The organism is Paenibacillus phyllosphaerae (assembly GCF_014192105.1).
GTDB classification, from domain to species: domain Bacteria; phylum Bacillota; class Bacilli; order Paenibacillales; family Paenibacillaceae; genus Paenibacillus_Z; species Paenibacillus_Z phyllosphaerae.
Genome location: NZ_JACHXK010000022.1, coordinates 66414 through 85208, shown reverse-complemented (window position 1 = coordinate 85208; position 18795 = coordinate 66414). Strand labels below are relative to the sequence as shown.

The window sequence follows — 18795 nt, the reverse complement described above, 5'->3', positions numbered from 1 at the left end:
TCTATCCATATTGTAGCAACCTTTAGCTAAAATTTTGTTAAACTAGATGATGTACAAAAGGAGGCGCCTAGAGCATCATGTATCTGTTCATTCACCGCAAAGATTTGCGAACCGATGACCTGCGAGCTTTCGAGGCGCTGCACCGGCGCGGAGGCGCGGACATCCATTTGCTCGTCATCGACCCGGCGATTGCTGCTCCCGACCGCTTGCAGACCCATAGCGGACGAACCTTCCTGCGCGCCGTGACTCGCCTTGCCGCCGATTACCGCCAAGCGGGCCGCACCCTTCATCTCCTGCATGGGGATCCGGTGGAGATTACCGAAGCGTTGCTGTTGGCGATGCCCATTGCCGGCCTTGTCCAACAGGCGGACTTCACCCCGTATGCCGTCCAGCGGGATACGGCGGTCGAAGCGATCTGCAAGAAGCACGACCGTGGCTACAAAACGTATGATGATGCGCCGCTTATCGACCTGGCCGACTTTGGCCAATTCGCCAGGAGAACGGAGCCTTACAAAGTATTCACGCCTTTCTACAAAATGTGGAGCGGCTACATGCGGCAATGCTACGCGCCTTCCGGCTCGATCCGGATCGACGACTTGGCAACGGTAGACGAGCTGGAGTCGGAGATCGAGACGCGGTTCCGCTTACCCGCATGGATCGACGAGCTGCTGGTGGACGCCGCCGCGCAAGAGGCGGATGAGCCCTCGCCGCAAGAACAGCTGACCGACTTCATCGAAGGGCCGATCGCCGATTACAGCCGGCACCGGGATGATTTCGCCGTCGACGCCGGGAGCGGCCTCGCCCGCTGGATCAATCACGGCGCGCTCTCGCCGCGTCGAATCTATGAGGCGGTGGCGGAGTTGGAAGAGGCGCACAGCTGGATCCGGCAGCTTGCCTGGCGGGACTTCTACCTGATGCAGGCGCGGCAGAACCCGGATTTCTTCACCTATGAGCGGCAGTTCGACTTCCGAGAATTATCCGAGCATCACTATGAGGCATGGATCCATGCACAGACGGGCATTCCCATTATCGATGCCGCCATGACCCAACTGCGCGAGACCGGGGAGCTGCCGAACCGGCTGCGGATGGTGACCGCGATGTTCCTGACCAAAAATCTGCGCTGCCCGTTCACGAAAGGGGAGCAGTATTTTCGCCGGATGCTCGCCGATTACGACCATACCTTGAACCGGGGCGGATGGCTGTGGAGCTCCTCGCTCGGGTACGATGCCGCACCCTACTTCCGGATTATGAATCCCGTTACGCAGTCGATGACGCACAACCCTTCCGGCAGCTATATTCGCAAGTGGCTTCCGGAACTGGCTCACTTGCCGGACAAGATCATCCATCAGCCGCGCCCGGAGGCGATCGTCGATCTGAAGCAGACACGCGCCCACGCCATCGAAGTGTATGGCCGCATGCTGCGGGGGTATGAGCAGGAATCGGCCAGCCCAGGGACGGACGAGCCAGTTTGACGCGAAGGGCCCGCTTATCCTTGTTGCTTCACCCCATAGCGAACCCACCAGAAGGTTCGCCCCACCTGAATATCCAGCTGGGCAGCCGTATCCGCGAATAGCTGATGCAGATCGAAGACGCTCTCGCAGCCTTCGCCGCGCCGGTCGGCAATGACGACCGTAGCTCCCGCGCCGAGACGCTCATGCCATGCCTCGAGGAAAGCCAAGCGCTCTTCAGCCTTCAGCTCACCCAAGCAGAAGCAGGCCAGCCCCGCTTCGTACGAACCGGAGAAACGCCGGAGCTCGGCGGACCGAATGGCCTTCGAGGCGAGCGGTAGCGGCCTCGGCGTGCGCGGCCCGACAACCCGGAGCACCCTAAGGCCGTCAAGCGTCCGGCTAACCGCCTCTTCCACCAGTCTCCACTCATTCCAACGCTCTTCCAAGGTTTCACGCCATCTGCCCATAGGTGACCCTCCCGATTGACTATTCATGCATGTTCAAAAAGTCGTCGTTTCAAACTCTATTACTTATATGCCTATGAGGCGCCGTTCAAATTCTGAACCAAAAACAGGTATAATAATGCCAATACCTGCCTGTCAGACAGGCCACTACATGCAAGCCGCCTCTCCACTTGCGCGGCATGAAGGAGCTGTTGTCCTTGTCCCAGCCCTCACCTGCTCTATCCGTCTTCCATCCGCTATTGGCCGGATGGTTCGCCCGCACCTTCGGTCAGCCGACCGACGTTCAGCTGCAAGCCTGGGCATCCATCCGGGAAGACCGTCATACGCTCATCGCCGCGCCTACCGGATCCGGCAAAACATTAGCCGCTCTGCTGCCATGTCTGGACCGGATCGCGCGAGCCAAACTAGCGGCGGCGGACCGTTGGACTCCCGGCGTTCGCACCGTATATGTGACGCCGCTGAAGGCGCTCAATAACGATATTCAGCATCATCTGACCGGCTTCATGGCGGCGATCGAACGTTATGCGGCGGAGCAAGCCGCGCCATCTGGAGCGGAAGCCTGGCCGGGCATTCAGACCGCGGTACGCACCGGAGATACGCCTTCCAAGGAGCGCGCCCGTATGACGCGGCGCCCGCCGGACGTCCTGGTCACCACACCGGAGTCGCTCTATCTGCTCGTCACGTCCGCCAAAGGCCGGGAGATGCTGCAGACCGTGGAGACGGTCATTGTCGATGAAATCCACGGCATCGCCGGCGATAAGCGCGGCGTGCATCTGTCGCTCACGCTCGAACGGTTAACCGTGCTGCGCAAGGGTCCGGTACAACGGATCGGCATCTCGGCGACGCAGAAGCCGATGACCCGCATGGCGCGTTTTCTCGGGGGTTGGGCGCCAGCTGATGCACCGGCGGCGACCGACTGGTGCGAGCGCGACCCGGATCTGTTAGCGGCGGCGAATCCCCATCTGCTCGGCTATCTGCCGCGCCCGGTCAAGATCATCGAGAGCATGATGGCCAAAACGATGCAAGTCCGCGTCACGATGCCGGACTTCACGAGGCTTGCCAAATCGCGCGAAGCGCTCTGGACGCCGATCGTGGAGCGGCTGCTGCAGCTGATGGAAGGGGCCCGCTCGGTGCTGCTGTTCGTGAACAGCCGCCGGCTATGCGAGCGGCTCGTCCTGCGGTTGAACGAGCAGGCCGGCGACGGATTCGCGCGCGCCCATCATGGCAGCTTGGCGCGCGAGCGCAGGCTTGAAGTCGAGCAGCAGCTTAAAGCAGGGGAGCTCCGCTGCCTGGTCGCTACTTCGTCGCTCGAGCTTGGCATCGACGTCGGCCACGTCGATCTGGTGCTGCAGGTCGATCCGCCGATGGATGCCGCCTCCGGCATTCAACGGATCGGGCGCGCCGGTCACGCCGTCGGCGACGTCAGCCGCGGCGTCATCGTGGCGCGCAGCCGCGGCCAGCTGCCGGATGCAGCCGTGCTCTGCCGGAATATCGTGCGGCGCGAGATCGAACCGATCGAACTGCCCTACCAGCCGATCGATGTGCTGAGCCAGCAGATCGTCGCGATCGCCGCGGCGGACGCCATTACGGTCGATGAGCTGTATGCGCTGATTGTAGGCAGCGAATGCTACCGCCAGTACCCACGGGAAGAGCTGACGGCCGTGCTCCAGGTGCTCGCCGGATTTTACCCGTTCGCAAGGCCGCTCATCGATTGGGATCGCGAGCGCGACGTGCTCTCGCGCCGCGCCGCCTCGCCCATCGCCGCGGTCACCGGCGTCGGTACCATCCCGCAATCGTCCGCTTACCCGGTCCACCATGCGGACAGCCGCATTCATCTGGGCGAGTTGGACGAAGAATATATCCATGAGAGCCGAGTCGGCGATGTTTTTCAATTGGGGACCTCGTCTTGGATGATTAGCCGGATCGAGCATGACCGCGTCTACGTTCAGGAGGCGGCCAACCGGTTCAGCGAGATTCCGTTCTGGCGCAACGAGCCTGGCGGAAGACGGGCCTTGCTCGGCGTTCAGCTCGGGCAATTCCTGCAACAGCTGACGGAGCAATTGGCGCTCGGACGACGTTCGACGGAGCCGGCCTCTGAAGAGGATGATAAGCAGGCCGTCGAGGACACCATCACGTGGCTGGATGTGGAATACGGGTTGGATCGGATAGCGGCCGAGCAGCTGATCGACCTGATCGAAGCCCAGCATCGGGCGCTCGGCGTGCCGACCGAGAAGCATATCATCATTGAGCATTACCGCGATTTCACGAATCAGCACCGGATCATCATCCACAATCCGTTCGGGCGCAAATTAAACCGGACGTGGCTGTTGGCGATCGAGCAGCAGTTCGGAGCCATGCTGCCCTACAAGCTCTACGGCAACGCGAAGGACAATGGGATCGAGCTTGTCGTGCCGGATGGGGATACCTCGTGGCTGAACGCGCTATGGCATATCGCGCCAGGCACCTTGGAGCCGCTGCTCGCAGAAGCGATCGCAGGCTCGCCGATGCTCGGCATCTCGTTCCGACGGATCGCCGAGACATCGCTGCTCCTCTCGCGCAGCTTCACGCGGACGCCGATGTGGCAGAAACGGCTACGCAGCGAGGAACTGCTGAAGCAAGCGCTTCCTTATGCGGAACATTTTCCGTATCTGAGGGAAGCGATGAAGGAAAGCCTGCACACCTATCTGGATGCGGCCGGCCTGAAAGGGCTGCTCCGGCAGATCGCGGAGGGGCAGATCGAGGTCACGGTGAAGGAGACGAACGCACCCTCGCCGTTCGCCGCGCAATTCATCGCCGATTACGTGAATACGCAAATCTACGAGGGCGATGGGCTCGGCGCGGCTACGCAGCTGCAGCTGCTCGGCATCAGCAAGTCGATGGCAAGCTCCCTGTTCGGCCATGATGCGGTTCAAGCGTCGATCTCACCGGAAGCGATGGAGGCGGAGGAACAGCGATTGGCGGCAGGCGGCGGGACGTTGCAGCTCCGTTCAATGGAAGACGTCTATCGGCTGCTGAAGCGCAAAGGCGATTTATCCCTTGGCGAGCTTCAGGCGCATGGAGACGGTCCGGTCACGGAATGGGCAGCGGAACTGGAGCAGGCCGGTCGGCTTGCGCGGCTGTCCTTGGGAGCGGATAGCACGAGGTATATTTGCGCCGATGAAGCGCTGTTGTACGAGGCTTTCCCCGCCCAAGAGCAATCCGTCATCTTCATCGTCGGACGTTATGCCGATAACCGGATCTCCTTCACGGTACCGGAGCTTCGCGAACGCTATCCGCTGTTGACCGAGGAGCAGACCGAGCAATGCGTGCAGACGCTGCTGCAGCGGCAGCTCATTGAGCCCGCTCCGTTCGCGCAGGATGAGTCGGACCGGATCTGGACGAGCCGTTCCATCGCGCAGCGGCTGATCCGCCTCACGATCGATCAAGCGCGCAAGCAGGCCGAGCCGGCATCGCCGGTCCGTTGGTGCAGCGAGATCTCGCAGCTGCAGCATGTGCTTGCCGGTACGCAGCTAGCCGGCATTGACGGGCTGCGCGAGGTGCTGCGGCAGCTGCAGGGATTTTTCATCCCGGCTTCGCACTGGGAATCCATCATTCTGCCTTCGCGTTTAACCGGTTATCGCAAGGAAGATCTGGACATGCTCTGCGCCTCCGGCGAGGTCATCTGGATCGGCCGCAAGGAGGAGCAAGAGAAGGAAGGACGGATCGCGTTCTTCTTCGCGGAGTCACGCCCGCTGTACACCCCTTACATTACGCCCGTCGAATCGAGGGCAGACGATACGAAGCATCCTGAACTGCTCACGCTGCTGCGTTCAGGCGGAGCCAGCTTCTTGACCCGGCTTAGCCGGGATGCGGGCAAGCCCCCATCCGAGCTGCTCGCTTCGCTCATGGAGTTAGTGTGGGAAGGGCAAGTATCGAATGACCAGTTCGCGCCGCTGCGCATCTATCTGCAAACCAAAGGCAAGCACGCCCGCACCGGATCCGGGCTCGGACGGTGGTACTGGACCGGTGATCTTGCGTCGGAAAGCTATGATCCGCTGGAGGGCGAGGCGCCTCATGGTGATGTGATTAGCGCTTCGCTACCCGTGCCGAAACATGCTGCTGCAGCGCATACCCAGGCGGTACTCCACTGGACGCAGCATCTGCTGGACAGCTGCGGGATCGTCTCTAAGGAACTTGTCGCCCAAGTGGCACCCTACGGCTGGGATGAGCTGTTGCCGGTGCTGAAACAGCTCGAGCAACTCGGCATCGTGACGCGCGGCTTGCTCCTCTCGGGCGCCGCCTCGCTCCAATTTGCCCGCCGCGAGCTCATTACGAGCGTGCAGCAGCCGCTTCCGGGGGAGACGACTTCGCCCGTGACGCTGCTCTCCGCCGTGGACCCGGCCAACCCGTTCGGCGTCACGGCGGAATGGCCACAGATGCAAGGCGCTAATTTTGCCCGGAAGAGCGGCAATTATTTGGTACTGCAGCAGAAACAATGGCGCTATTGGATCGAGAATAACGGACGCAAGGTGGTCGAACTGAAGGATGACGGGTCGGTCTTCGCAGCGCAGCCGGATTATGCCGGTCTGAAGCAGATTTTCCGCACCGTGCTGAATCAGCAGGGCATCAGCAAGATCAAGATTGACCGTTGGAATGGCGAGGAGGTCATCGACTCCCCTGCGGCCGAGCCGCTGCGCTCGCTCGGTGCTGAACGAGACAACCGGTCGCTGGTTTTGTGGCCAAGTAACCTGCAGTAGAACGACAAAGAGCAAGGCATGCCATGCGCCATGCATGTGCAAGCCTTGCTCTTTTGTTGTGCCGCATAAGCTGCCGAACTCGCTTAGAGCGTGAGGAGCCACGTGACGACCTGATTTGCGATCGACCGTTCGTTCAGATCGGTCAACATCGTGCTAAAGGTGACTTCGATAGCTGTCACCTGAACCTCCATCAAACCGGTCCGATCCACGATAATCGTATACGTGCCATCCTCCTGCTTCACCAAATACGTTACAGGAACTGCGGTCCACGCTCCATCTTGTCCCACCCTTACGGTAGCTTCGATTTCATCCGTGCTTTGGGTTATTGGTTCGCTGAAAGCAATGTTGATCTCATCCCCGTCCGGAAGATTGAAATCGACGATGTTGCCATACAAGACAACATCCAGCAGCAGCTCTTGCTCCGCAATGCCCTCTTCATCTAGCGCCGCATACACATCGTAGCTGAATACGGCCGTCGTGCTCTCGCCTTCCGAAATCGCTGAGGTATTGACGCTTATGTAAACGTCGCTGCCGTCACTGCTAACCGTAAGCGGTTTGGAGCTGGCTTCAGACAGTGCAGCCGCGATGCGTTCCAGCACGATGTCCGATACCCCTTGATTGAACGAAATGACGAGCCGTCCATCTGCTTCCAGTTCATGAATCAAATCCGTACCTGAACTTTCGTAATGGGCCTTCTGTTCGACCGCGAGTCCTTCCGGCAGCGGAAGCTCATTGTATACGTAGAACGACGATGATGGTGCCGACAGATTCCCCGCCGTATCAACGGCATACGCCACGTAGTAACCGCTGCTCAGAGCCGAACCGTCGATTGCAATCGACTCTCCCGCCGACTGCGACATTACGACCGGCGAGTAGACTCGGTACAAATCGCTGATGCCGCTAATCTCAGCGTCAGCCGGTACGATGAACAGGTCGCTGCGTTCATTGAGCGTCGCATAGATACCGCCGTCCGCATAAGCACTTACCTCCGGTGCCGTTCGGTCAACGACCATCCATTGATTGAGGACAACATCTTCCGTCACCTCATCCACTGTATCGGCAACCCGCGTGTACGTATACGGTTGGAATACGCCGTCCGCTAGATCTTCCCGTCCGTAGAAGCCGCTCGCGTCCAGCTCCAGATAGATCGTGTCATTACCTTCGCCTTCCCAATTCTCCAGCTCCGCAATGTCGGATTCCGTGAGCGTGTAACTGTATTGACCCGGGAACTCCTCGACCCAGCCGGTGCCTTCCGGAATGTCCCCAGCCATATATTCATATTGATCGCTCAGATGAACGACGATCGTATCGCCAACCCGGTAATCCTGATAGCTGCCGGTATTTTTGGCCAGACGAACCTCGAAATGAACGCCGTTCGTGTTCGTCCCTTCTGCAAGTTCGCGCGAGAAGGCATCACCTACGATAAAGACGCGCTCACCTGCATTCACATAGGTACCGTTTTCGTCGGTAATCGATCCCTCACCGGTCAGCTCGAGCGATACGGCATCGCGCGGAACGCGGTAGCTATCATCCACAAGATCTTCCTGCATCAGTCCATCATCACCGCGTATGTTTTGATGATAAGCATCCCGGAGGAAACCGGATTCGATCGCAATCAGCGTCCGCTCATTCCAATTATCGAGCTCCGGCAAATTATAAGCCTGAAGGCCGGTGAAATAACCCGACTCGAATCGAATTTGCAGCGTTGTATCATCAATAACACGCGTGCTCACAATATGCGAAGGATCAAATTCCTGCTGTACGTATCCTTCCATCATATTATCAAAGGCAAACCACATGCGATCCCACACCAACTGGCTCGTAATATCCAACTCGGAATCGCCACCGGATAGCGCCATCAGATTTCCTCCGACCAGCGTAAGCGTATCATCGTCCGCTTCGTAGAAGGCGCCATCCAAGTAAGCCGATGAAGCCTCGATCATTATATAAGCAACCGCATGTGTGCTGTACGGCATTTCGAAATACAAATTACGGTCGAAATAAGCCGTTAACCCTTCCGCATTCTCATTCATAACACGTAGAGCATACGTGGATTCGTCGCCGATTTCCAGGAACGACAAGTCGCTTCCGGCCACACCGGATACGCCATTCCGGAAAGCCTGCTTCATCCGCTCATAGATCTCCGCTGCGGTTACGCCTTCAGCCAGCGGCGTCTCCCCTACATTGATGTTCACGACGAGGCTATCTTCCGGATTCGTCGAGATAAAGTTATAAGCCTCAACCCCAAGCGCACTCCGATCGACAAGCGTGATCATATCGCCCACCGTTGCCGGAATAACACCGGTAAAACCAGGCGCCGTAATATAACGTTCGACGCTTGCGGTGAGCTCCGTGCTTGGAAGTGCAAGTGCGCTGTCGGTCGCCAAATCAGCCGCGACATAAATCCGTTTGACCGCTTCATTCTGACCCGCTACGGCAAGACCGTTAGCCGTTGCGACGAATGCCGTTCCGTCCGGGCTCACGTAATAATAGGAGACCGGCCATTCCCCTTGCAGCGTAAGCTGGCCGCTATAGCCGTTGATCTCACGAACATAGATGGATTCGGACGGCCCCTCTCTCTTGAGGGCATACGATATTTCCAGGTCGGAACTAATAACGTTCTCAACCACTTCAAAACTAGCAGGCTCGGAAACCTCGTCACTAGCACTGACTGCATACACCCGATAAGCGCCCGGCTCCAGTTGCTCCGTGGATAATGTCGTCCAAGGTCCTGTGCTGCCGTCCAAAGTAGCAGACGCGTTTTTTTGCTCCAGGTAGCTCAATAATTCCGCCTCGCCGGAAGGGACTTCCTCATAAGAGGAAAGGACATAAAGTTCAGCGCAAGTACCTTCGACTGCCTCAAAGCCGCAACCTGTGCTTACGCCGACCGTAACCTCTTCACCCCACTCTACAACTTGCGGGCTTACAGTGACCTCGAAAGCAAACTCGACCTTAAGCTCTGTTCCAAGTTTCCGATCCGATTTAGATTCTTCATTCAAACCGTTCATCGTATAGGCGCTCAGTTGCAAATAATCGCCATCCATAAATCTAGAGTTTTGGAAGAAACCGCTGATATCGACGTCGATCGTATTATCCGTTCCGTCATCATTGCCAAGCCGCTCGATATCTGCCTCGGTCAACGTGTATTCCCTCTCCCATTCGCTGATCGCCGCGACAACCCGGTCGCCTGCGCGGTAATCGGTCGGGGCGCCAGTATTGCTCGGCAGCTTCACGGATACTACGGCTTGCTCTTCCCCGTGCTGTATCTGCTCAATTACATCGCCTGTAAGAATAAGCAAGTCATCTTCGGACGCAAGCGTCGCCAGGAACGTATCTGGCGCAGGTGCTACTTGCTCCGGCATTGCCATCGGCCGTACGGTTATAATGTATTGCTTATACGATGATAGCTCTACGCTTAAGCCTTCCGTTGCTTGGTTGACCGCCTCTTGCGTCGTCGGTTCGCTCACAAGCAGCTTGGCCTGCCCGATTAGCGAAGTCAGCGCCGTTCTTGGCTCGCTGCCATCTACACCATCTATCGTATATGTCGCCACCAAGTACGCTTCTACGGTGGTGATAGCGGTGCTCAGGCTCGTTGTATCCACGATCGAGACCTTGAGTTCTGGTCCCAGTTCCCGATTCGATTTCATTGCTTCATTCGATCCGTTCACCGTATAAGCGCTCAGTTGCAGATTCATGCCATTGTATAATCCGCCAGGCAATAAGAAGAAACCACCTATATCGACTTCGACGGTGTTGTCCGACTCGTCATCATTGCCAAGCCGCTCGATATCCGCCTCGGTCAACGTGTATTCCATCTCCCACTCGCTGATCGCCGCGACAACCCTGTCGCCTGCCCAATAATCAGTCGGGGTGCCAGTATTGCTCGGCAGCTTCACGGACACTACCGCTTGCTCTTCCCCATTCTGTATCCGCTCAATTACACCGCCCGTAAGAAGGAGCATGTCATCTTCGGACGCAAGCGTCGCAAGGATCGTATCCGGTGCCGGTGTAACTTGCTCCGGCATCGCCATCGGCCGCACGCCAATAATGTATTGCTTATAAGATAATAGCTCTGCGTTTACTTCTTCCGTTGCTTGATTAATTGCTTCCTGTGTCGTCGTTTCGCTCAGAAGCAGTTCAGCTTGCTGTACAAGGGAAGTCAGCGTCGATCTTGGCTCGCTTCCTGCTCCATCTATTGCCTCCGTTACTTGCAAGTACGCTTGTGCGGCGGTGATAGCGGTGCCTAGGCTCGTCGTATCCACGATCGAGACCTTGAGTTCTGGTCCCAGTTGCCCATCCGATTTCATCTCTTCATTCGATCCGTTCACCGTATAAGCGCTCAATTGCAGATTCATGCCATTGTATAATCCGCCAGGCAATAAGAAGAAACCACCTATATCGACTTCGACGGTATTGTCCGACTCGTCATCATTGCCAAACCGTTCGATATCCGCCTCGGTCAACGTGTATTCCATCTCCCACTCGCTGATCGCCGCGACAACCCGATCGCCTGCCCGGTAATCAGTCGGGGCGCCAGTATTGCTCGGCAGCTTCACGGACACTACCGCTTGCTCTTCCCCGTTCTGTATCCGCTCAATTGCATTACCCGTAAGAATGAGCAAGTCCTCTTCGGCCGCAAGCGTCGCCAGGACCGTATCCGGAGCCGGTGTAACTTGTACCGGCATAGCCATCGGCCGCACGCCAATAATGTATTGCTTATAGGAGGATAGCTCTGCGTTTAGACCTTCCGCCGCTTGGCTGACTGCTTCCTGCGTCGTCGGTTCGCTCACAAGTAACATGGCCTGTTCAATTAGCGAAGTCAGCGCCGTTCTGGGCTCGCTGCCGTCTACACCATCTATCGTATATGTCGCCACCAAGTATGCTTCTGCGGCAGTGATAGTAGTGCTCAGGTTCGCCGTATCCACGATGGAGACCTTGAGTTCTGGTCCCAGTGTCCAATCCGAGCTGAGTCCTTCATTCGAACCGTTCACCGTATAGGCGCTCAGCTGCAGATAGTCCCCATCCATAAGCCCCTCAGCCATCCAGCTATGAAAGAACCCGCTGATATCGACTTCGACGGTATTGTCCGACACATCATCATTGCCAAGCCGTTCGACATCTGCCTCGGTCAACGTGTATTCCCTCACCCACTCGCTGATCGCAGCGACAACCCGGTCGCCTGCCCGGTAATCTCCAGGTGCGCCAGTATTGCTCGGCAGCTTCACGGACACTACCGCTTGCTCTTCCCCGTTCTGTATCCGCTCAATTACATTACCCGTAAGAATGAGCAAGTCCTCTTCGGACGCAAGCGTCGCAAGGATCGTATCCGGCGTCGGTGTGACTTGCTCCGGCATCGCCATCGGACGCACGCCAATAATGTATTGCTTATAGGATGATAGCTCTGCGCTTAGAGTTTCCGCTGCTTGCGTGACCGCTGCTTGCGTCGTCAGTTCACTCACAAGCAGCTTGGCCTGCTCGATTAGTGAAGATAGCGCCGATCTTGGCTCGCTGCCATCTACACCATCTATCGTATATGTCGCCACCAAGTAAGCTTCCGCGGCGGTGATAGCGGTGCTTACGCTCGCCGTATCCACGATCGAGACCTTGTCGTCCTCAAAAAGGTTCTCGTAGTTGCCCTCGAACCCGCGCGCTTGAATGACACGCTCTACGCCTGCACTCAGCGTTAATTCGCTCGAATGGCTCGGGAATGTATAAGCCGTGTCCAACCGGATATCATCCGCCAAGTAGATCAGGCTGAGATTCTCATCCTGCAGCGCGAGCGTCAACCCCTTCGCATCGGCGACAAAAGCCTTACCGACCCCGGAGCGGTAATAATAGCCGCCGCTCTCGTCTTGCTGAAGCTGCAGCTGCCCGGTATATCCGCCGATATTCTCCGCCTTCACCATGGCTGGCGGCTCGCTGGCACTCAATCGTTCGGCCAGTTCCGCGTCATTGTGAACGACAGGTACGGATTCACCGCTCAACGTCAACTTAATTGGCGCAGATACCTGATGGCGGAAATCAACCGCATACACGGAGTATCCACCCGCTGCCAACTCACCGGTCCAGAACGAGAGGCTCATGCTTTGGTTCGGTGAAGCATCGAGCGAAGAAACAGGCTCCAACCCGCGAAGATAATCAACCAGCCCATCTCCGGATGGAGTATCCTCCGCCTGCGATATAGCATAGAGATCGATGCAGCTTCCTTCGGTAGGAGCTCCGACGCTGCAGCCTTCATTCACTTGAACCGTGACCTCGTCGCCTACGGCCGCCGCAAGCTCAGAAGTATAGGTTGGTGTGGTCCCCTCTGTTTCGGCCGGAATCACGAACTTAGGCGTAGGCGCGACGTCCACACGGATAACGTACGGTTCAACATTCCCCGTCTTAATCGATACGACGTCGGTATCTGCCAGATCCGTATAGTTCGGGACCTCGCTCCCCCCTATCACGCCGGTGAAATAAGGGGTAATATCGAACGTAATCCAGTTGTCGTTCGGATTCGAATTGTTCAGCCGTGCAATATCCGCCCCGACAAGTTGAGGCTGGAAGTAAAAAGACGCAGCCCCTTCACCGACCATAACGCCAACCCGATCGCCAATCCGATAGTTATTGAATCCGTTATCCGTATTGCTCGGCAGCTTCACGCGTACGGCGGCCCTCTGCCCGCTCGTCGAATCCAGCAGCGCCAAGCGGTCCGCTTCCGTGAACAGCTGAATCTCCGCTTCGCTATCCTTCGCCAACGGAACTGTCTCAAGCGAAGCCAGCAGCGTGCCAGGCACCGGCTCTATAGCCTCCGGGCCAGCTGGCGTGCGATAGTTCAAGCTAGCTAGTTCGAACGCAAACCGCGCATTATCAAGCGCTAAAGAAGCTTCATCCAGCTGACGCTGCATCGGTGTCGCTCCCGTACCAAGCAGCTCCCGGTAGCCCGCTACAGCATTCTCGAACGCTGTGTGTTTTTCCGCTAATCCTGCAGTCGTCTTCGTCTTCTCCAGCAGCTCATCCGCCTTCTCCAGCGCAACGACCAACCCGGAACGGTCCACTAGACCGAAATCCATCAAGGACAGGAGGAAGCGGATGTCCGCACCATTAATATTAGGCAAGCCCACGATATTCGTATTCTCCGGCAGCGTTTTCAGATACGCCATAATGCCTTCAAGGCTGAACCCGGTCCCTTGCGCATCGATTTCCTGCTTGAGCGCAAGCTTGCCTTGTTCCGTGCGCACCCGGTAATCTCTAATCTCGTCGCTGTACGAACTGACATCATCCACAAGATGGACGGCGCCCGCATAGACCGTCAAGTCAATGAGATTCAAATTACTGATCGAACTGTTAAACGTCATACGCAGCTCCGTCCCCTGCGCCTCCGCACTGATCAGCCTATTTTCCGAAGAAGGGATCGAGGTCGTAATGTACCCGGTCGATACGTTCTCCGTTTCATAGTCGCTGCTCCCGCCTGTTGGGTCTTCGGAACTATCCAGATCGGTTAACAGCTTGTCAAAGGTAAGCACGATCGTCCGGTCGCCTTCAATTCTTCCATTCACTAGATTCGGCTTACCTGCATCGGTCCCTGCAGCGTTCATCACGCCTTCAGGAACCAGTCCTCCAATTAATAAAACAGATAGCATCGCAGCTGTTATTCTGCGCAACTTGCATCACCCTTCAGCATGAGGTTAACTGCTACCAATTCTATCACACTCTACCAGAACAAACTATGAAATTAAGCCTGAATCTATAGCGTTTTCTGTCGACTCCACACCTAATGACGTAGTCTCATAGAACTATGAATACATGCAAAAAACCGCCGCTCAAGGGACATCCCCTCAAGCAGCGGTCTTCTTCAACATTTATGAGTGCGCCTTCTTCTCCTGCAGCTTCTGGGAGCCGTGGGCCATATCATCGATCCATTTCTCCATCGCGGCAGCTTCCATTGGCTTGCCGTAGTAGTACCCCTGCATAATCGCGCAGCCTCGCGAAAGGAGGAATTCGATCTGCTCGGACGTCTCGACCCCTTCGGCGACTACCTCGAGATTCAAGTGTCCGGCAATCGCGATAATGGTGCTGATAATCGCCTGCTTGGAGTGAACGGCACTCTGACGCACGAATGATTGGTCAATCTTCAGCACATCGATCGGTAGCTCATCCAGGTTCCCGAGCGACGAGTAGCCGGTGCCAAAGTCATCCATCGATACCGTTACGCCGAGTTTGCGCAGCGACTGAAGCTGCTTCGCCTTGTCCGGGAGATCGTGCATCGCGATCGTCTCCGTAATCTCCAGCTCCAGCAGCTCTGGCGACAGACCCGAGACGCTTAATGCTTCATTCACCATCTCTTGCAGCATGCCCCGCTCGAACACCCGGATGGACATGTTAACGGAGACACGGAACGGCGCAATGCCCTGCTCCTGCCACGCCTGACGCTTCAAGCACACATCCTTCAGCATCCACCTCGTCATCGGCACGATGAGCCCGGTCTCTTCCGCAATCGGAATGAATTCCCCCGGCGAGATCAAGCCGAGCACCGGATGCTGCCAGCGCATGAGCGCTTCGGCGCCGCTGATCCGGTCAGTCTGGGCATCCCACTTGGGCTGATACATGACGAACAGCTCGCCTTCGGCTACGGCCCGGCTTAGATCGCGTTCAAGCTCCATGCGGCGAATGAACTTGCGATCGAGCTCTTCATCGAATAGACGGTATTGATTTCTACCTAGTTGTTTCGCCTGATACAAAGCCATGTCCGCCGTCTTCAGGAGCGCGGTCCGGTTCGTGCCGTGCTCAGGAGCAAGACTTGCTCCTACGCTGGCGGTCAATTGGATATCGTGACCGGAGACGTGCAGCGTCTTGCGGATTTCGCGCAGTACTACCCCGGCCAGACGTCCTGCTACCTCCTTGTTTCCGCGGGAAGAGGCAATCAGGAATTCGTCGCCGCCCAGCCGGAATACGGTCTGGTCTCCAGATACCGTTAACCGCAGGCGGGCCGCAATCTCTTTGATCACAAGATCGCCGACATCGTGTCCGAGCGTATCGTTAATCGTCTTGAAGCGGTCCAGATCCACGAAGAGCAGGAAACCCGTTTCTTTGCCGATGAACGACGTCTCGAAGTAATTAATGAGTTGATGGCGGTTAAGCAAGCCCGTCAACGCATCGTAGTAGGCCATCCGTTCGAGCACCGTGCGGTCGAAGAACATGATGCCGGCAGACATGATCAGGATGACGAACGTGGCAACCGCAACGCCGATAAGCAGCACAAGACGCGAGGAGCCCATCATATCCGTCGTGTCCGTAACGGACGTGTAATCCAAGGAGAAATTCGTGGCCAGCATGCCCGTATAATGCATCCCGCAGATGGCAATGCCCATGATGACCGAGCAGAGCAGCTTCCAATACGAGAAGCCAGCCGTATGCCGCAGCCGCAGGAACAAGTAAAGGGCGGCATACGATGCCGCATACGCAATCAAGGCAGACAGCAGCCAGTAGAAAGGATTATATGTGATGGTAATCGGCTTTTGAATCGCAGCCATACCGGTATAATGCATCGCGATAATGCCGGTGCCCATGATGAATCCGGCAAAAGCCCGGCGCTTGTTCGTCGCCTGAACGGCAGCCGTCACCTGGAAGGACACATAGGACGCACCGATGCTGAAGACCATCGACAGCACGGTGATCGCCGTATTGTAGGTTACGTTAACGTCCAAGTGGAATGCCAACATCCCGACAAAGTGCATCGACCACACGCCGACACCCATGACAAAAGAGCCCGCGGCCAGCCAAATTTTACGGCTCTTGCCCGTGACCCTTGCGATTTTCCCCGCCAAATCGAGCGCGGAGTAGGAAGCCGCCATCGCGATAAGCAGTGACAGAGCGACGGTTAACGTGTTGTAGTGACCTTCCATATGATTCATGTGGTCCATGTGGTCCATGCGGCATCCTCTTTTTGTGTGTAATTTCAAACCCTGTTCCAATATTATAAAGCCAGAACCTCTTTCATCCTAGTATCAAAAATAGTAAATTCGACATTGTTTCGACAAAGTTTTAGTTTTTTCGACCTAATTAGAGCCCACTTGTAGGGTTTGGAAAGACTTTACAACAAATCGACGCCGCGCAGTCTGTGAATTACTTCATAGCTTCGCCGACCTGCTTACTTACAATCTGAAGATTATCCAGGCTTGGAATAGCAAAAAGCCCCCAACCGCAATGATTGGAGGTCCTCTCACATTCTATATATTGGCGCTATTTCACGACCAGTACCGGAACAGCGCTATGCTGAACGACATTATGGCTGACGCTGCCCATCATGAATTCGCGGATACCGCCGAGCCCTCTGCTGCCGATGACGATGAGCGACGCCTGATGCTTGTCCGCATATTCCAACAGGCTCTGCGCGGGGCTGCCCTGCATCAGCTCCGTACGCGCATTCGGCAGATGTTCGATCCGCTTGGCGGCTTCGTCGATCAGCACGCTCGCCTGATCGTACATCTCCTTCTGCAGTTCTGCCGGGGCGTACACGACGGCATCCGGGACGGCCAGATAAGGGAAACTGTAGACATGAACCACGCTCAGCGATTCCGCTTGCCCGTTCTCGGCCAAATGAACCGCATATTCAAGCGCCTTCCACGACTGCACCGAACCATCGAATGCGACTACCGCATGAGAAAAAAGCATCTTGCATCGCCTCCTAAGTAAAGCATCTGCTTTTATTTACCCGTTCCGCGCTCCTGTCAACCGAAAGGCAAACAACCGCAGGGAACGATCCGGAAAGGGGGAGCCAATCGGAGGATCGTCTGCGGTTGTTTGCTTGTCCATATGTCGTGGGAGGAGACGTATGCTTATACCTTCGCTGCTCTGCGCTGCTTCAATGCTTCGAGTTCGAGCGCCACGCTGTCCTTCAGCGGGTCCTGCGAACCGTACGCGCCTGCCGGATGAAGAATCGCCTGCATCTGGCGGCTCGCGCTTACATCCGCCTCCAGCTTCCACACCTTCTCCTCGATCCGGGCAAAACCTCTCGCCACCTTGCCGGCGTCGAAATTATTGAGCGTCGTGCTCACGCCTTGCATCGCTTCTGCGGCATTGACGCGTGCGATCAAATAATGTTTCTTGGCCTGCATCGTATCATATGTCGCTTTAAGCTGATTGATCTGGTCGGTCAGCTGCGACGTCTGCAGCTGAATGGACTCGTACTGGCTGCGGTAGAACGCCAGGCGCTCCTGATGGATCAACTTCTCGCGAAGCGCGATCTGGGCGATATGGTCCTCGCCGCGGTCGACGGCCAGTTCCGCTTGGGCGCTGCGCTTGCTCACGATGGCTTCCGTCTGTTCAATAAGGGATGCATGCTTGCGTTCGACCAACAATTGTTGGGACAAGGCGCCTTGAGCGGCGTCGAGCTGCTCTTCGAGCTCGCGGATGTAATGCTTCACCATGCTTACCGGATCCTCGACCTTATCGAGGAAGTTGTGAATGTCGGATTGTACGATTGTTTTGACGCGTCCGAAAATACCCATAATTATTTCTCCTCCTTGCGAATTTGTTGTTCCCATTGATCTAAGATATAAGCTTGGTTATAGGCTTGTGGCCCAGCTTGTCCGAGCCATTCCGCCGAAGCGGTCAATTGTGGTTCTTGGCCTTTCTTCTTGCGCATCAGCCAGTAAGCGGCTACGATCGCCGCGCCGATCACGATCGTCCAGAAGGACAGGAGCGACCAGAGAGCCAGCAGTGCGAAGAAGCCTCCGCCCCACTTCACGATCGACTTGCCTTTGACGAACAGAGCCGCGCCGAGCAGCAGGACGCCGACTTTAAGCAGCAAGGCGAGCAGCGGGAACACCGCGCGTTTGTGCTCGACAACCGTGATACGCTCGAAGCGTTCGCCGCCGATGAACCGGCCGCTCTCATGGCCGAACTGGAAGGCATGATGTGCACCTCTTGCTAAGACGGTGCCATGAAGCAGGTGCATCGATGCCAGCAGCAACACGACGGCCAGCGATCCGATGATGGACCATTTAATCAGTTTGGAACCTGACGCTTTCATTCGTACTCGTCACCTCCTCGTTCTCGTTACAAGACCCATCCTACCGCCACTTGGTGAAAAATAAGTGAAATCCGTTTCTTCATATCATTTTCATCTTCGCGTGCTAATTTAGGAGAAGGAAGTTGAATGAT

The 18795-nt window shown here is 56.6% G+C and carries 8 protein-coding genes; 2 read left to right on the top strand and 6 right to left on the bottom strand.

All coding sequences use genetic code 11. The annotated features are described in order from the left end of the window. The first annotated feature begins 77 nt into the window (after nucleotides 1-77). Nucleotides 78-1472: a cryptochrome/photolyase family protein gene (locus FHS18_RS29130; protein WP_183603917.1), complete on the top strand. Its 1395-nt coding sequence runs from the start codon at nucleotides 78-80 to the stop codon at nucleotides 1470-1472. Between the two features lie 14 nt (nucleotides 1473-1486). Here FHS18_RS29130 and FHS18_RS29125 read toward each other — a convergent pair whose 3' ends face one another. Continuing rightward, entirely contained in the window at nucleotides 1487-1915 is a 429-nt protein-coding gene (locus FHS18_RS29125; protein ID WP_183603916.1) for a hypothetical protein, read from the bottom strand. Nucleotides 1916-2109: 194 nt separating this feature from the next. Here FHS18_RS29125 and FHS18_RS29120 point away from each other — a divergent pair, with 194 nt between their 5' ends. Then, nucleotides 2110-6648, top strand: a complete 4539-nt coding sequence (locus FHS18_RS29120) for a DEAD/DEAH box helicase (RefSeq protein WP_246427984.1) — start codon at nucleotides 2110-2112, stop codon at nucleotides 6646-6648. 83 nt (nucleotides 6649-6731) lie between these two features. Here the strand turns inward: FHS18_RS29120 and FHS18_RS29115 are convergent, their stop codons facing one another. The 5 genes from FHS18_RS29115 to FHS18_RS29095 form a co-directional block, all read right to left on the bottom strand. Next, complete coding sequence (locus tag FHS18_RS29115; RefSeq protein ID WP_183603915.1) at nucleotides 6732-14294, bottom strand: hypothetical protein; 7563 nt, start codon at nucleotides 14292-14294, stop codon at nucleotides 6732-6734. 198 nt (nucleotides 14295-14492) lie between these two features. Then, nucleotides 14493-16562: a bifunctional diguanylate cyclase/phosphodiesterase gene (locus FHS18_RS29110; RefSeq protein WP_246427983.1), complete on the bottom strand. Its 2070-nt coding sequence runs from the start codon at nucleotides 16560-16562 to the stop codon at nucleotides 14493-14495. A 310-nt stretch (nucleotides 16563-16872) separates the two neighbouring features. Then, nucleotides 16873-17304 (bottom strand): universal stress protein, encoded by a 432-nt coding sequence (locus FHS18_RS29105; protein WP_183603914.1) that lies wholly within the window; start codon nucleotides 17302-17304, stop codon nucleotides 16873-16875. 164 nt (nucleotides 17305-17468) lie between these two features. Beyond that, nucleotides 17469-18140 carry a PspA/IM30 family protein gene (locus FHS18_RS29100; protein WP_183603913.1) on the bottom strand — a complete coding sequence of 224 codons (672 nt, stop codon included), beginning with the start codon at nucleotides 18138-18140 and terminating at the stop codon, nucleotides 17469-17471. Between the two features lie 2 nt (nucleotides 18141-18142). After that, nucleotides 18143-18664 carry a hypothetical protein gene (locus FHS18_RS29095; RefSeq protein ID WP_183603912.1) on the bottom strand — a complete coding sequence of 174 codons (522 nt, stop codon included), beginning with the start codon at nucleotides 18662-18664 and terminating at the stop codon, nucleotides 18143-18145. Nucleotides 18665-18795: the final 131 nt, after the last annotated feature.